At 25.8% G+C, this 15,573-nt stretch carries 16 protein-coding genes; 6 read left to right on the top strand and 10 right to left on the bottom strand.

All coding sequences use genetic code 11. The features are described 5' to 3' along the window. The 6 genes from coaD to queC are packed head-to-tail and all read left to right on the top strand — an operon-like array spanning position 1 to position 5,941. A complete protein-coding gene (gene coaD, locus NY022_RS07370) occupies positions 1–462 on the top strand; it encodes a pantetheine-phosphate adenylyltransferase (protein WP_267524878.1) in 462 nt (153 codons plus the stop codon). After that, the gene (gene tmk, locus NY022_RS07365; protein ID WP_267524876.1) at positions 459–1,055 is read left to right on the top strand and encodes a dTMP kinase; all 597 of its coding nucleotides are present in this window, start codon (positions 459–461) and stop codon (positions 1,053–1,055) included. The genes coaD and tmk overlap by 4 nt, the downstream gene beginning before the upstream one ends. Continuing rightward, on the top strand, positions 1,039–2,283 hold the full coding sequence (gene hisS / locus NY022_RS07360) for a histidine--tRNA ligase (protein WP_267524874.1): 1,245 nt from the start codon (positions 1,039–1,041) through the stop codon (positions 2,281–2,283). Before tmk ends, hisS begins: the two co-directional genes overlap by 17 nt. Further along, positions 2,280–4,106: a biosynthetic arginine decarboxylase gene (gene speA, locus NY022_RS07355; protein ID WP_267524872.1), complete on the top strand. Its 1,827-nt coding sequence runs from the start codon at positions 2,280–2,282 to the stop codon at positions 4,104–4,106. Before hisS ends, speA begins: the two co-directional genes overlap by 4 nt. Before the next feature lie 9 nt (positions 4,107–4,115). Then, positions 4,116–5,282 carry a pyridoxal phosphate-dependent aminotransferase gene (locus NY022_RS07350; RefSeq protein ID WP_267524870.1) on the top strand — a complete coding sequence of 389 codons (1,167 nt, stop codon included), beginning with the start codon at positions 4,116–4,118 and terminating at the stop codon, positions 5,280–5,282. After that, positions 5,279–5,941, top strand: a complete 663-nt coding sequence (gene queC / locus NY022_RS07345; RefSeq protein ID WP_267524868.1) for a 7-cyano-7-deazaguanine synthase QueC — start codon at positions 5,279–5,281, stop codon at positions 5,939–5,941. Before NY022_RS07350 ends, queC begins: the two co-directional genes overlap by 4 nt. Positions 5,942–6,721: 780 nt before the next feature. Here queC and NY022_RS07340 read toward each other — a convergent pair. From NY022_RS07340 to greA, 10 genes are all read right to left on the bottom strand, one after another. Next, the gene (locus NY022_RS07340) at positions 6,722–7,249 is read right to left on the bottom strand and encodes a hypothetical protein (RefSeq protein WP_267524867.1); all 528 of its coding nucleotides are present in this window, start codon (positions 7,247–7,249) and stop codon (positions 6,722–6,724) included. 61 nt (positions 7,250–7,310) lie between these two features. After that, complete coding sequence (gene pth, locus NY022_RS07335; protein ID WP_267524865.1) at positions 7,311–7,847, bottom strand: aminoacyl-tRNA hydrolase; 537 nt, start codon at positions 7,845–7,847, stop codon at positions 7,311–7,313. Next, a complete protein-coding gene (locus NY022_RS07330; protein WP_214116615.1) occupies positions 7,844–8,380 on the bottom strand; it encodes a 50S ribosomal protein L25/general stress protein Ctc in 537 nt (178 codons plus the stop codon). Before NY022_RS07330 ends, pth begins: the two co-directional genes overlap by 4 nt. 58 nt (positions 8,381–8,438) lie before the next feature. Continuing rightward, entirely contained in the window at positions 8,439–9,629 is a 1,191-nt protein-coding gene (locus NY022_RS07325; protein ID WP_267524862.1) for a type IV pilus twitching motility protein PilT, read from the bottom strand. 9 nt (positions 9,630–9,638) lie between these two features. Beyond that, positions 9,639–10,604: a transaldolase gene (locus NY022_RS07320; RefSeq protein WP_267524860.1), complete on the bottom strand. Its 966-nt coding sequence runs from the start codon at positions 10,602–10,604 to the stop codon at positions 9,639–9,641. Then, entirely contained in the window at positions 10,604–11,104 is a 501-nt protein-coding gene (locus NY022_RS07315) for a chemotaxis protein CheW (RefSeq protein ID WP_267524858.1), read from the bottom strand. Before NY022_RS07315 ends, NY022_RS07320 begins: the two co-directional genes overlap by 1 nt. 3 nt (positions 11,105–11,107) lie before the next feature. Next, a complete protein-coding gene (locus NY022_RS07310) occupies positions 11,108–13,411 on the bottom strand; it encodes a hybrid sensor histidine kinase/response regulator (RefSeq protein ID WP_267524857.1) in 2,304 nt (767 codons plus the stop codon). 10 nt (positions 13,412–13,421) lie between these two features. After that, positions 13,422–14,366, bottom strand: coding sequence for a chemotaxis protein (locus NY022_RS07305; protein WP_267524855.1), 945 nt, complete (start codon positions 14,364–14,366; stop codon positions 13,422–13,424). Continuing rightward, positions 14,353–15,093 (bottom strand): metallophosphoesterase, encoded by a 741-nt coding sequence (locus NY022_RS07300; RefSeq protein WP_267524853.1) that lies wholly within the window; start codon positions 15,091–15,093, stop codon positions 14,353–14,355. The genes NY022_RS07305 and NY022_RS07300 overlap by 14 nt, the downstream gene beginning before the upstream one ends. Beyond that, entirely contained in the window at positions 15,093–15,563 is a 471-nt protein-coding gene (greA, locus tag NY022_RS07295; RefSeq protein WP_267524967.1) for a transcription elongation factor GreA, read from the bottom strand. The genes NY022_RS07300 and greA overlap by 1 nt, the downstream gene beginning before the upstream one ends. Positions 15,564–15,573: the final 10 nt, after the last annotated feature.

The following is a 15,573-nucleotide window of genomic DNA, read 5'->3' as shown; positions in this document are numbered from 1 at the left end:
ATGAAAGTAGCTATATACCCAGGGACATTTGACCCTATTACAAATGGGCATTTAGATGTTATAAATAGAGCTTTGAAAATTTTTGATAAGGTTATAATTGCTATTGCAAAAAATGAAAAAAAAGAACCGTTTTTAAGTCTTGATAAAAGAATAAATTTAGTAAAAAAAGCTACTGATGGTTTAAATGTAGAGGTTTATGGTTTTAATAATTTATTAGTTGATTTTGCAAAAGAGCATGAAGTTTTTACTATTATTAGAGGTTTAAGGGCTGTTAGTGATTTTGAATATGAACTACAAATGCATTACGCTAATGCTGAATTAAGTGAACATATTGATACCATTTATTTAATGCCTAGTCTTAAAAATGCTTTTATATCTAGTTCAATAGTTAGGTCAATTTTATCATATAATGGAGATATAAGTAAATTAGTCCCTAAGACAATTTTAGGAGATTTGAAATGAAATATTTTGCATTTGAAGGCGTTGATACTTTAGGTAAAAGCACACAAATTGAAATTTTAAAACTTGATTTTTTTAATAAACCAGAAAAAGAATTTTATAAAGATTGTATTTTTGTAAAAGAGCCGGGTTTTAGTGAATTAGGTAGTAAAATTAGAGAAATAATTTTGAATGAAAAAATGAGTAAAAAAGCAGAATTATTTTTGTTTTTAGCAGATAGAGCACAATTATTTAGTGAAATAGATTTTAAAAATAATTTTATAATATCAGATAGAAGTTTATTATCACATTTAGCTTATGCAAATGATGAAAATTTTGATGATTTGTTAAAATTTAATTTATATGCTACTAATAATATTTTGCCAAATTTCGTAGTATTTTTTAAAGGTAGTGAAAAATTAATTAGTTCTCGTTTGCTAAATAAAAATTTAGATGAAATTGAAAAAAGAGGCATAGAATATTTTTTAAAAATCCAAGATAATTATGAAAAGATTTTTAAAAAATTAAATTTAAATATACTAGAAATTAATGCTGATGATAGCATATCAAATATTAATAAAAAAATTAAGGAGTATATTAATGATATATGCAATTAAAGGAATAAATGATTTATTAGATAATGATGCAAGGTTATATGAAAAAATAATTCAAGTTTCAAGTAAAGTAGCACAAAATTATGGATATAGTTTTATAAATACTCCACATGTTGAAAATACAGCTTTATTTAGGCGTAGTGTTGGCGAAAGTAGTGATATAGTTGGTAAGGAAATGTATGAATTTAAAGATAAGGGTGGTGATAGTATTTGTCTTCGTCCAGAAGGAACAGCTGGGGTTGTAAGAGCATTTATTGAGCGTAAAATGGATAAAGCTGGTGTTGTTAAAAGATGGTTTTATCATGGTTCTATGTTTCGTTATGAAAAACCGCAGCGTGGTCGTTATAGAGAATTTCATCAATTTGGAGTTGAATGTTTTAATATAGCAAGTGTTTATGAAGATGCTAGTGTAATTATGCTTTTATGCGATATCTTTAAAGAACTTGATATAAATTATCAATTAAAAATTAATTCTTTAGGTACTCCTATTTGTCTTGAAAAATATAGAAGTGCTTTAAGAGAATATATAAAAAATATTGAAAATAAATTGAGTTTTAAATTTTGTTCTGATTGTGAAAAAAGAATGCAAACAAATGTTATTAGGGTATTGGATTGTAAAAATGAAAATTGTGCTAAACATTTAGATAAAGCACCAAAACTTAGTGATTTTTTAGATGATGATAGTAAAAATGATTTTAATAAGTTACAAGAAATTTTAAAAAATAATAATATTGATTATTGTATAGATGAGAGATTAGTAAGAGGATTGGATTATTATTCTAAAACAGCATTTGAGTTTGTAAGTGATGAAATAGGTGCAAAAGCAGCTATTGCTGGTGGAGGAAGGTATGATTATTTAGTAGAATATTTAGGCGGAGCTAAGAGTTATGGAGTTGGTTTTGCTATGGGTATTGAAAGAGTGATGGATATTCTAAAAAGTAAAGATAGTGAAAATATAATAAAAAACGCATATTTTTGTGTTTTAGATGATGAATATTTAGATTTAGCTTATAACACTGTATCAAAATTAAGAAGATTAGGATTAAGTGTAAATTTAGTTTATGAATCTAGAAAGTTAGTTAAGCATTTAAATTCAGCACTTAAAGAAAACTATCAATATTTTATTGCTATAGGAAGTGATGAGACTAAAAATAATCAGTTTTTATTTAAAAATTTATATACTAGTCAGCAAAAATTAGTTGATTTTGATGAGTTAAAAGGACTTATATGAATAATTACGGCATAGATGTTTGGGGTGATGATAATTTTATTATTAAAGATGGAAAAGTATGTTTAAAATATGGAAATGAGCCGGCAATAATTGATATTGTAAATACTTTACAAGATGATGGATATAAGGGTCCTATCGTATTAAGATTTAATCATCTTATAAAAAAACAAATAGAACAAATTTATTTAAATTTCAATAATGCTATTAATGAATTTGAATATAACGGAACTTTTAATGCCGTTTATCCTTTAAAGGTAAATCAATTCCCTGGATTTGTTAAACATTTAGTTAAATTTGGAAAAAAATTAAATTATGGATTAGAAGCAGGTAGTAAAGCTGAGTTATTACTTGCCATGGCTTACAATAATGAAGGCTCACCTATTACAGTCAATGGCTTTAAAGATAAAGAATTGATTACTATGGGTTTTATAGCTGCTGAAATGGGTCATAATATAACTCTTACTATAGAAGGTATTAACGAGCTTGAAGTTATTATAAAAACAGCCAAAGAAAGAGGGGATAATAAACCAAAACCAAATATAGGTCTTCGCGTTAGGCTGCATTCATTAGGTAGTGGAATATGGGCTAAAAGTGGAGGAATTAATTCTAAATTTGGACTTAATTCTACGGAATTAATTGAAGCTGTTGGATTGTTAAAAGAGAATAATTTATTAGATTGTTTTACTATGATACATTTTCATATAGGTTCTCAAATACATGAAATTCATCCTTTAAAAAAAGCATTAAGTGAAGCAGGTAATATTTATGTAGAATTAAGAAAAATGGGTGCTTTAAATTTAGAAAATATAGATTTAGGTGGTGGTTTAGCCATTGAATATTCTCAGTTTCAAAAAAGTTCTCAAAGAAATTATACATTAAGCGAGTATGCAAATGATATAGTTTTCATTTTAAAAATGATAGCAACACAAAAAAAAGAAAAAGAGCCAAATATTTACATAGAAAGCGGTCGTTTTGTTAGTGCTTCACATGCTGTCTTAGTTGCGCCGGTTTTAGAATTGTTTTCTCAAGAATATTCAGAAGAAAAGTTAAAGTTAAAAGAAAAAAATCCACAATTAATAGATGAATTATGTGATTTGTATAAGAATATTAAACCTAGTAATGCACTTGAGTATATGCACGATAGTAGAGACCATCTAGACAGTATTTTAACTTTATTTGATTTAGGTTATGTTGATTTACAAGATAGATCAAATGCTGAAATTTTAGTTCATTTAATAGGTAAAAAAGCTATATCTATGCTAGATTCTTCACATTTAGTAAGAATGCAAAAAGAAGTGCAAGAAAAATATTTAGTTAACTTTTCAATTTTTCAGAGTTTACCGGATTATTGGGGTTTAGGACAAGAATTTCCTATAATGCCACTTGATAGATTAGATACTAATCCAACTAATTCAGCTACTATATGGGATATTACTTGTGATAGTGATGGTGAGATAGCATTTGATGCAAATAAAAGACCATTATTTTTGCATGATATTGATGTTGAAAAAGAAGATTATTTTTTAGGGTTTTTCTTAGTTGGAGCTTATCAAGAAGTTTTAGGTATGAAACATAATTTATTTACTCATCCTACGCAAGTTTGTATTGAAGTTAATAAAAGAGGTTATGAAATAGAGAGTATTATAGAAAGTCAATCTATAAGAGATATTTTAGAGGATTTAGATTATGATATACGTGAAATTGATGAAAAAATTCAAGATAAAATTTCATCATCAAATTTAATAGATGAAAAGTCAAAGAAAAATATTTTGGGTGAACTTTTTATTTTTATGCATGATAATGGTTATTTAAAAAATATTTAAGGAGAATAAATGGAATTTTCAAAAAAAATTAAGGGTTTGGAAGAATCAATCACTTTAGCAATTACAGCAAAAGCTAAGTTGCTTAAAGAACAAGGTATTAATGTTATTAGTTTTAGTGCAGGTGAGCCTGATTTTGATACACCAAAAAAGGTAAAAGAAGCAGCAATTAATGCAATTAATGCAGGATGTGGAAAATATACTCCAGTGTCTGGAACAACTGATGTTCTAAAAGCAATTTGTACAAAATTAAAAAGAGATAATAATTTAAATTATGAGCCAAGTGAGGTGATAGCAAATGTAGGTGCAAAACACTCATTATTTAATGCTATTCAAGCTTTGGTTGACGATGGAGATGAGGTTATTATTCCAGCTCCTTATTGGGTTACATATCCTGAGCAAGTAAAGTATTCTGGAGGTGTTCCAGTTTTTGTAGAACCAAAAAATGATTTTAAAATCACAGCTGATGAATTAAAAGCAGCAATTACGCCTAAAACTAAGCTTTTTATACTTAATAATCCTAGCAATCCAAGTGGTGCTTTATATTCAAAAGATGAATTAATGGCATTAGCTAAGGTTTTAGAAGGAACTAATATTGTTGTATTAGCTGATGAAATGTATGAAAAATTAGTATATGATGGCAAATTTGTAGCATTTGCAAGTCTTAGTGATGATGCATTTAATAGAACAGTTACTATAAATGGTCTTAGTAAGTGTGCAGCAATGCCTGGTTATAGATTTGGCTACAGTGCTAGTAAAAATAAAGAATTAAATAAGATGATGAAAAATTTACAAGGTCAATGCACAAGTAATATTTGTAGTATAGTTCAAGCAGCTGCTATCCCAGCACTTATCGGTGAGATTGATAGTGATATAGAGATGATGAAGTCTGAATTTAAAGCAAGGAGAGATAAGGCGTTTGAGATGTTAAATAATATAAATGGATTAAAAATTTCATCAAAACCTGATGGTGCTTTTTATTTATTTGTTGATTGTAAAGATATAGAAAATGATGATGTTAAATTTTGTGCTAAATTATTAGATGAAAAACAAGTAGCATGTGTTCCTGGAAGTGGGTTTGGTATGAAAGGGTATTTTAGAATTTCTTACGCAACTTCTATGCAAAATATTGAAAATGGAATAAACAAAATTGCTGAATTTGTAAAGGGATATAAGTGAGTAAAATCGCTATAAGTATTTTGAGTGGAGGGCTAGATAGTTGTGTTAGTACGGCTTGTGCAATAAATGATGGCTATCAAGTAATAGCCCTTCATTTTAATTATCATCAAAGAACTGAGTTAAGAGAGTTAAAAGCTTTTAATGATATTTGTGATTTTTATGGAATACAAAAAATAATAATAGATATGGATTTTTTTAGACAAATCGGTGGGTCTAGTTTAACTGATTTTAATATTGAAATTCCAAAAAATGAACTTGGTAAAAACGGAGATATACCTAATACCTATGTTCCATTTAGAAATGGTATTTTTTATAGTATTGCAACTGCTGTTGCACAAAGGTTTAATGCTAGTGCGATTTATACAGGATTAGTTAGTGAAGATTCTAGTGGTTATCCTGATACATCAATAGATTTTGTGGAAAAAACTAAGGATTTTATTGTATCTGGAAGTGGAGTAGAAATAAAATTATTAACGCCATTAATTACTCTTAGAAAATCACAAATTATAAAATTAGGTATGCAAATTAATGCTCCACTACATCTATCTTATAGTTGCTATGAGAGTAATGACTTAGCTTGTGGTAGATGCGAATCATGTCAATTAAGATTAAGAGCATTTAATGAAGTTGGAATAAAAGATTTTATAAGATATATGTAAAAAATGGATATTTTATTAAATGTTTATTAGTTAATTGTGGTTAATGAATTTTTTATAATAAATAGAATAAAACGTATTTTTAGTAAAAATTAATATTTATGATAAGTTCAAGAGATAGTTTTTAATAAGTATAATTTATAATATGTTAGTAAATAATTTAAAATTAATTATTTATAGTCTTAATTTTTATTGAATAATATGTTTATTTTATTTGTATTTATAAATTAATATAGCTGTGATTTAATTAAATTAATTAAAAGTTTAAAATTCATTGTAAAAAAGTGATATAAATACATAAGGTAATTTTTATTTATTTAATAATAAAAATAAATTTTTAATTTAAAAATGCTTTAAAATAAAATTAATTAGTTTTATTTTCTTATTTTAATGAAATTATAAATAAAATATTATTGGATAAAAAGGTTTTATTAAATTTTTTTATTAAAATAATTATGTTTTAAAAATAGTTATTATATTGTTGAATATTTATTAAATAAATTATAAAGTTTTTTATTAATTTATAATTATAATATTAATTAAATATAAATAAAAATGTATTTTAAATTTTTAGGTATAAATTTTTTATTTACTTTAGTATTATGATGTCTTATATGTAATGTAATGTTTAATAAATATTTATAAATTAATCAAATATTATGAAATAAGTATAAATTGCATAGATGAATTTTATAGTATAAAATAAGCTATTTGAATATTTAATACAATAAAGAATATTTGTTGTAATAAAATATTTAAAAAATAATTTAATGAAAATATTTTTTAATTGATAATGCTATTTGCCAATTTTTCTAATAATTCTAAAATTGATGTTTCTTCTATTATTAATATTGAATAATTTTGATTAAAATTATTTACACTGTAAATTGTCGGAGAAAGTGTTTGAATAATCTCACCTAGTTGTTTTTCTAAAATTTGTATTTTATCTTTTTCACCTTTTGCTAATATTGTGATGATATTTTTAAATTTAAAATTTTTATTTTGTGATATTAATAAGTATGCTAATGCTTCCTCTTTTGAAATATTGTTGAATTTATATGTAACTTCGCAAGTCGTTGTATTTAGCTCATTATTGTGATTTATTAATTTTAAGCTATTAATTTTGAATATTTTATTATAAATTTCTATATCTAAATTTGATAAAATATTTTTTAATTTTTCATTATTTTTTAGTTTAAAATTTTCAAAATTATTTATACTTTCGCAATTATTTTGTACATCATAAGCTATTAGTATATTAGAAAACATACAAAGTAAAAAAATAATTTTTAAAATATATTTGTTTTTCATATTCTTTCTTCATTTAAAATTTATTTATAAATATTATAAATAGAGTTTATTAATCTAAGGTTTATGAATGAAATTTATTTTGAGTCTTTAATATATCATTGTCTAAAAGATATTCTAAAGCGTCTTTTGAATAATTTAAGAAGTTTTCTAATTCTTTTTTTTCATTTTCATTAAAATTGTCAAGAACATAATTAATAACTTCATATTTTAAATCAGGTTTTCCAATTCCTAATCTAATTCTTTCATAATCATTACCTATAAAGTTATCTATGGATTTTAACCCATTATGACCACCAGAACTACCACCTTTTTTAATTTTTAGCTTAGAAAAATTTATATCCATTTCATCGTGGCATACAATTATTCTTTCTGGTTTATAAAAATCTACAACCTTCTTTACACTTTCTCCTGAATTATTCATGTAGGTTAGTGGTTTAAGTAGTAATATATTTTGTTTTTTATAAAGTTCTCCATTGCAGTTTAAACTTTGTTTAGTATAAGAAGAGTTAAGTAATTTATCAATTAACATAAAGCCTAGGTTGTGGCGAGTATTTGCATATTTCTCGCCAGGATTTCCTAAGCCTACTACTAAAATCATCTAGCTTTTTCAACTCCAACAACAGCTACACGACCAGCGTCAATAATTTTTACATTATCAGCAACTTTAATATCTCTTACTAATAAAGCATCACCAACATCTAAATCAGTTACATCTAATTCAAAGAAATTAGGTAAATTTTCTGCTTTACATTTTACTTTTAAGCGGCGTTTTGATTGAATTAATACACCTTTATTTTTAAGACCTTTTGCAGTTCCTACAACTTTTACTGGAACCATATAAAAGCTCTCAACACCTTTTAGTGCTATTTTTAAATCAACGTGCTTAATTTCGCTAGTTACTGGATGGTGTTGATAATCAACAATTACAACTTCATAAGTTTTACCATCAACACTAACAGGGAAAATTAATCCGTCTTTTTTACGAACTTCTTTAATAAATTCGTTTGTTTTAAATACCGCATGGATATTTTCAACGCCTTTGCCATAGATATTAGCAATTAGCATACCATCTTGTCTAGCAGCTTTAGCTGACTTTCTACCAATACTCTGTCTAATTTGTCCTTCTAACATAAAATGTCCTTTCAAAAAAATAAGCTTATATTATATAATAAAAAAACTTAAAAAAACTTTATTCATTTTCTTCTGATGACGCTAATCTATATTTAAACATAGAAGAACCACTTGCTGTGGTTTTTTTAGCTTCTCCAAATTTATAACCATCTATTAATACTTTCAAGTCATTTGCATTACTTGCTTTATCATAAGCTTCAGCTTCTGTTATTTTATTTTCTTTAAATAAATTTAATAGGTGTTGGTCAAAACTTTGCATATTCAATGTCCCTTCTTTTAAAACATCTCCTATAGCATTTTCTTTATATTCTAAAATTAATCTCTTAATGCGTTCATTACCTCTTAAAACTTCAACTGCAGCAGTTCTTTTTCCATCAATAGTTTTGCATAATCTTTGAGAAATTACAGCTTTTAAAACGCTTGAAAGTGAACTTCTAATTCTATTTTGTTCTTCTTTAGGAAACATTCCTAAAACCCTATTTATAGTTTCTTGTGCATTAATTGTGTGTAGTGTGCTTAAAACTAGGTGTCCTGTTTCTGCTGCGTGCATTGCTACTTCAATGGTTTCTAAATCTCTCATCTCGCCCACTAGAATGATATCAGGATCCTCTCTTAAAGCTGCTCTTAGTGCATCTTGAAAGCTTAAAGCATCTTGTCCGATAGCTCTTTGATTTACTATTGATTTTGCAGGTTTATATTTAAATTCAATAGGGTCTTCAATAGTGATAATATGTCTATTGTAATTTTGATTAATATAATCAATCATAGATGCTAGTGTTGTCGTTTTACCACTTCCAGTTGGTCCTGTTACTAATATTAAACCTCTAGTTTCTTTTGTGGTAATTTCTTTTATAACATCAGGTAATTTTAAGCTTTCAAAATCAGGCATTTTATCAGGAATAGTTCTAAATACGGCACTAGGTCCATTCATTGTAAAAAATAAATTCACACGAAAAGAACCTTTATATTTAAATTTATCTTTATTTTTAGGTTCGTAAGAAAAGTCTATATTTTTATGTTCAACAAATCTAGTAAAATCACTTCTAGTCAATGCTTTACATAAGTCTAGCATATCTTCTCTACTTATAGCACCATCACATACTTGAACAATTTCTCCGTGTACTCTTCCTTTTGGGCATAAACCAGAGCTAAGATGTAAGTCACTTCCACCTAAATCAAGTAGAGTGCTTAACCAACCATCTAGTTCATCTCTTAATTCCCAACGAATATTTTCTAAATCTATTTCCATTTTTTATCCTTAAAGATTTTTTAATATATCAATAAATGCGTTTTCAAATTGAATTAATCCATCTTCTAAAAGTTTTTTGCAAGCGACATTATACTCAATTTCGTTTATAGTTGAGAATATAAAATCTTTTGAATTTGAAATTATTTCTTGATTTAAATTCTTTATAGTTTTACTAGGTTTATAGGCATTTATAGCATTAATTGGAGCTGTATTTATAGTGTTATTAAATTCTAGTTCTTTTAAATAATAATCTTTACTTAAATCATTACTTTTTGTTCCTGTACTTGCAAATAAAGCTCTTATATTTTCACTACCAACTTTAGATGCTGAATAAATTGCGTTTTGAATTCCTATTTGGTTTTTAACGCTAAATCTATTATTTAATAAGCTATCAACTCTGCTTACAAAAATACTAACTACACCTTTATTAATTATTCCATTAGGATTTTTTGCTTTATATTTTTTCATACCTTGCGCTATTGCATCATTACATTTTTTTGCTTGTTCGTAAGAAAAAATCAGTGTAGCATTTATGCTAATTCCATAACTTGCCAATGTATTCATAACTTCATATCCTGCATTAGTTGCCGGCACTTTTATCATTAAATTTGGCATATTTATTAAATTAGCAATTTTCAAACCTTCTGCAATACTAAGACCTGCATTATTACTATTTAGTGGATTTATTTCAAAACTAATAAAACCATTATTGCTATCTTTTGCATATAAATGGCTCATTTTAATAGCTGCTTTTTTAATGTCTTCTAAAGCTAGAGTTAAAAATAATTCTTCTTTATTTTTTATATTTAATTGCTTAATTCTTTCTTTATAATATGCTGAAGTAGTAATTGCATTTTTAAATATACTAGGATTACTAGTAGCACCATTTATTATACCTTTATTAATCATATTTATAAATTCATTATCTAAAAAACTATTTTCTATAAAATCACACCAAATACTATATTTTTTCATTAAAAATCCCTTTTCATTAAAGCTTCTACTTTTAAAATTGTTAAAATTCCATTTTTTTGTTTTCCTATGCCTTCTATCATACCTTTTTCTTTAAGTAGTGTTTCTGGCGGTTGGTCTATATTGCTTGCTTTTATTTTAATTGCTTCAGTTAATTTATCTATTACAAAACCTATACTTCCTTCTTCTCCTCTTAATACAATATACCTTGTATGCTGTGTTTGTTTAGAACTAGCTAATCCAAATTTTTTTGCCAAATCAATTAATGGAATTACATTACCACGCATATTAAATACACCTAATACATAATCAGGAACACTAGGAACTCTGGTATATTCAATAGGTTTTATGATTTCTTGTATGCTTAAAATTGGAATTGCATATTCTTCGTTATCAATCATAAATCCAACTAGTTGTTTTATTTCATCTTTTGATTTTAAATCGCTGATATTTGTATGTACTTGCCTTTGTTGTTTATTTAAAATTTGATTTAATTCTTCCATATTTTATCCTAATTTTAAATTTTTTCTCACTATATTTTCCAAATATTCATAAGAATAAGGTTTTGTAATATACTCAGTCATTCCTACTTCTACGCCCCTTAATCTATCACTCTTGCTAGTTCTACTTGTAACAGCAATTAGTGGTAGATTTCTATATTTTGCATATTTTCTAATTTCTGCTGCTAGTGTGTAACCATCCATTCTTGGCATTTCAATATCAATTAGCATAGCATCAATAATATAATCATTATTTTTCATGGTATTTAATGCTTCTACGCCATTATTAGCTTCTATTATTTTAATTCCAAGTGGTTCTAGTGCCTTTTTCATTATATTTCTATCAACTGGAGAGTCATCAACTATTAATACTACATAATCTTGTGGTTTTTCTTTAATAATTTTTGATAAATTTTCATTATTTGCTTTTATATCAACTTTTACTTCTTTTGCCATATCCATCATAGCACCGACATCAACTATTAGTGTAACTCTACCATCTCCACGAATGGTTGAACCTGCAATTCCTGTGATATTTTGTAAATAATATCCCATGGACTTAATTACAACTTCTTCTTGTCCTATTAGAGTATCTACAATAATTCCTAATTTGCTAGTTCCAATACCAACTACAACTACATAAGATTGTTCGCTATTTTCTAGAACTTGTTTTACTCCAAATAAATCACTAAGTCTTACAAGTGATAATACTTCATCTCTAAGTCTTAATACATTTTTACCTTCAATAGTGTAAATGTCATCTATAGTTACTCTTACCGTTTCAAGAACACTAGCAAGTGGAATTGCATAAAATTCTTCTTGTGTTTTTACAAGTAGTGATTGAATAATAGCTAGTGTTAATGGAATTTTTAGTTTTATTATTGTTCCTTTATTTATTTCGCTATCTATTTCTATTAAACCATTTAGCTTATCAATGTTTGTTTTTACAACGTCCATTCCAACACCACGACCACTTACATTTGTTACTTGAGTTGCTGTTGAAAATCCTGGTTTGAATATTAAAGAAAAAGCTTCTTTATCGCTCATAGCATCAGCTTCTCTTTCATTTATTATACCTTTTTCTATACTTTTTATTTTTAGTATGTTAGGGTCTAAACCTTTGCCATCATCAGAAATTTCAATTACTATGTGATTACCTTCATTATATGCTTTTAGACATACTTTACCTTTTTCATTTTTGCCTTTAGCAAGTCTTTCTTTCACATCTTCTATACCATGATCACATGAATTTCTAATCATATGCATTATAGGGTCACCTATTTCTTCTACGATTGATTTATCTAATTCTGTTTCTTCTCCAGTTATTTCTAAATCTATATATTTATTGAGTTCACGGCTTAAATCTCTTACAACTCTTGGGAATTTATTAAATACTTTTGCGATTGGCTGCATTCTTGTTTTCATAACAGCTAATTGAATATCAGTAGTTACTACACTTAACTGACTTACAACTTGGTTTAATTCTTCTATGAATTTTTCACCTTCATATCTTTCTTCAACATCATCATATATTTTTAAAAGTCTATTTTTACCTAAAACTAATTCGCCTATTAAATTCATTAAACTATCAAGTCTTTTAACTTCAACTCTAATAGTTTGATCTACATTAGAATTCTTATCTATATTTGTAGGTATTTTTATATTTTCATTTACTTCATTTTTTATATTTTTAATTTCTTGTATATTTTTTTGAACTATTGTTGTATTTTTTTTCTCTTTATTTTTTTTCTCTTCTTTTTTTTGTTTTAATAGTCTTTCTATTTCAGCTTCTATTTCTTCATTATCTAAAGATGATATATCAATATTTTCTTCTTCACTAGAGTCATTTTTGATAATTTCTTCAATTTTATCATTTAAACTTTTATCTTCTTCACATTGTGTTTTATTTATGAAATTTTTACCTTCATTTATATCATTTAATATAGAACAAATTTCATCTATATTTGTAGTGTTTGAATTGTCATTACCGTTGTCTTTTATGTTATGTAATAATGTTTTCATTATATCAACTGAAGTTAAAACAACATCCATAATATCAGGTGTAATTAATAATTCTTCTTTACGAGCTTTATTTAAAACATCTTCCATATGATGGGTAAGTTTTGTTAAGACATTAAAATTTAAAAAACTAGAACTACCTTTAATTGTATGAGCAACTCTAAATATACTATTTAATAATTCCAAATCTTTAGGATTATTTTCAAGTTCAACTAAATCATGGTCAATTTGTTCAATTAGTTCGAATGCTTCTATTAAGAAGTCTTCTAGTATTTCTTGCATATCATCCATGTGTGTTCCTTTATTTTTTTATGTATGTTTCTATAACTCTTGATACTTCTTTATAAAATACATTAGCATCGAATTTTGTCAAAAAAGCATCTCCACCGACATCTTTACTTTTTAAATTTGAAAATTCATTACTTAAAGATGAGTTAAAAATTATAGGAATTCCTTTAAATCTAATATCTTCTTTTACCCTAGAAGCAAAATGAAATCCATCCATTTGTGGCATTTCTACATCACTAATTATTACTTTTATTTGATTTGAAATATCATTTTTATATATATCATATAATTCATTTAATTTATTAAGTCCATCAACTCCATCTTTAGCTTCTATGACTTTTAATCCCATTTTTATTAATGCATCACGGACCAGCTTTCTAGCGGTTGAACTATCATCTAATACAACGGCTGTTCCACTTGTTTTTTGAATTTGTTTTTCTTCTATATCTATTTTTGGAGAATAAATTCCAAGTTCCTCAACAATTCTTTCAAGGTCTAAAATTAATAAAACTTCATCATTTTCAATTTTAGCAATCCCTGTTATTTGACTTTTATCTAATCCTCCAGAACTACTTGAAAATTCAGAACCTCTAATATTGGATGCACTTATTCTTCTAATTCTTTTTGCTTCATGAACTATAAAACCTATCATTATGTTTGAAAATTCAGTGATTATAATCCTATGTTTTAATACTATATCTTTTGGTTCAATTATATTCATCCATTTAGCTAAATTTATTACAGGGATTACGATACCTCTTAAATCAAAAACACCTTCTATATATTTTGGAACACCTGGTAATTCAGTTAAGGTAGGGACTTTTATAATTTCTTTTACTTTAGCAACATTAACTCCATAAATTCCTTCATAAATTTTATCTTTATCTTGCCTGTAAATACGAAAATCTACTAATTCTAATTCATTAGAATTTGCTTTTAAAATTCTATCTTCTACCATTTTTATCCTTCATGAATATTACTTTTCTTAAAAAACAATCGTTGTTATTTTCAACTATAAAAAAACTATTATCGTGTGCAAATGCATTTAAATTTTTATATTTTATATCACCAAAATTAAATTCTTCTCCCTGATGAAAATGTCCTTCAATAATATAATCAATATTATTATTAAAGAATTTTTTATATTTTTGCATTCGCATTTTAACTATTTTTTCAAAATTATTTATTTTTTTATATATTTTTTTTAATTTTTGTTTTTTACAAATTTTTATATATATTTTATTAAAAAATATTATATTTAATAAATTTAATATAAAAATTGTAAGTTTAAATCTTAATAAATTTAATGCTATTTGTGTAATAGTAGGTAAAAAAATATCTCCATGTGAAATAGCAATTCTTTTATTTTCAAATTCAAGTAATAAAGGCTGTTTTTTTATAATTTTTACATTTGTAAAAATATTTTCTAAATTAAAATCATGATTACCTTCAAAATATATAACTTCACATTGCATTGCTAGTTCATTAATTTTATTGATGGCTTCATAATTGTCACTAATACTTTTGTTTATTCCTCCTATTAATATATTGAAAATATCACCAAGCATTATTACTTGTGGAGGTTGTTTTTCTTTTACATAGTCTAAAAAATATAAAAATTCTTTTCTATGATTATCAAAATGCACATCAGCAACAATTATTGCACCATTTTTTATTTTAAACATTATATGTCTAGTTCTTCATAAAATACTTCAAGAATTTCATAAGTAGCACTACCATTAGGTAATTTAACAATACATTCATCACCTTCTTCTTTGCCTATTAAAGCTTTTGCCATAGGAGAACTAAGACTTATATAACCCTTTTCTAAATTACTTTCATAATCACCTACGATGCTTAATTTTTTTTCTTCTTCTGTCTTTACATCTAATATTATTACAGTACTTCCAAATCTTACTTTATCATGTTTAAATTCAGCAGGATTTACTATTTGTGAAGTTGCTAAAATTTCGCTAAGTTCAGCAATTCTTCCTTCTAAAAAACTTTGCTTTTCTCTTGCTGCGTGATATTCTGCATTTTCTTTTAAATCTCCGTGAGACCTTGCTATGTCAATTTCTTTTACTACATTTGGGCGTTCTATTGTTTTTAAATATTCTAATTCTTTATATAGTTTTTCATGCCCAGCTTTTGTCATAACTTGCATT

Origin of the sequence: Campylobacter sp. MG1 (assembly GCF_026616895.1) — a bacterium.
Classification (GTDB): domain Bacteria; phylum Campylobacterota; class Campylobacteria; order Campylobacterales; family Campylobacteraceae; genus Campylobacter_E.
This window is presented reverse-complemented; position numbering and strand designations above follow the sequence as displayed.

Coding starts and splice junctions, on each gene's coding strand:
- coaD (WP_267524878.1), top strand. CDS start 1: ATGAAAGTAGCTATATACCCAGGGACATTTGACCCTATTACAAATGGG.
- NY022_RS07315 (WP_267524858.1), bottom strand. CDS start 11,104: ATGGAAGAATTAAATCAAATTTTAAATAAACAACAAAGGCAAGTACAT.
- NY022_RS07350 (WP_267524870.1), top strand. CDS start 4,116: ATGGAATTTTCAAAAAAAATTAAGGGTTTGGAAGAATCAATCACTTTA.
- hisS (WP_267524874.1), top strand. CDS start 1,039: ATGATATATGCAATTAAAGGAATAAATGATTTATTAGATAATGATGCA.
- speA (WP_267524872.1), top strand. CDS start 2,280: ATGAATAATTACGGCATAGATGTTTGGGGTGATGATAATTTTATTATT.
- NY022_RS07300 (WP_267524853.1), bottom strand. CDS start 15,093: ATGTTTAAAATAAAAAATGGTGCAATAATTGTTGCTGATGTGCATTTT.
- greA (WP_267524967.1), bottom strand. CDS start 15,563: ATGACAAAAGCTGGGCATGAAAAACTATATAAAGAATTAGAATATTTA.
- tmk (WP_267524876.1), top strand. CDS start 459: ATGAAATATTTTGCATTTGAAGGCGTTGATACTTTAGGTAAAAGCACA.
- NY022_RS07325 (WP_267524862.1), bottom strand. CDS start 9,629: ATGGAAATAGATTTAGAAAATATTCGTTGGGAATTAAGAGATGAACTA.
- NY022_RS07320 (WP_267524860.1), bottom strand. CDS start 10,604: ATGAAAAAATATAGTATTTGGTGTGATTTTATAGAAAATAGTTTTTTA.
- NY022_RS07330 (WP_214116615.1), bottom strand. CDS start 8,380: ATGTTAGAAGGACAAATTAGACAGAGTATTGGTAGAAAGTCAGCTAAA.
- NY022_RS07310 (WP_267524857.1), bottom strand. CDS start 13,411: ATGGATGATATGCAAGAAATACTAGAAGACTTCTTAATAGAAGCATTC.
- pth (WP_267524865.1), bottom strand. CDS start 7,847: ATGATTTTAGTAGTAGGCTTAGGAAATCCTGGCGAGAAATATGCAAAT.
- NY022_RS07340 (WP_267524867.1), bottom strand. CDS start 7,249: ATGAAAAACAAATATATTTTAAAAATTATTTTTTTACTTTGTATGTTT.
- NY022_RS07305 (WP_267524855.1), bottom strand. CDS start 14,366: ATGGTAGAAGATAGAATTTTAAAAGCAAATTCTAATGAATTAGAATTA.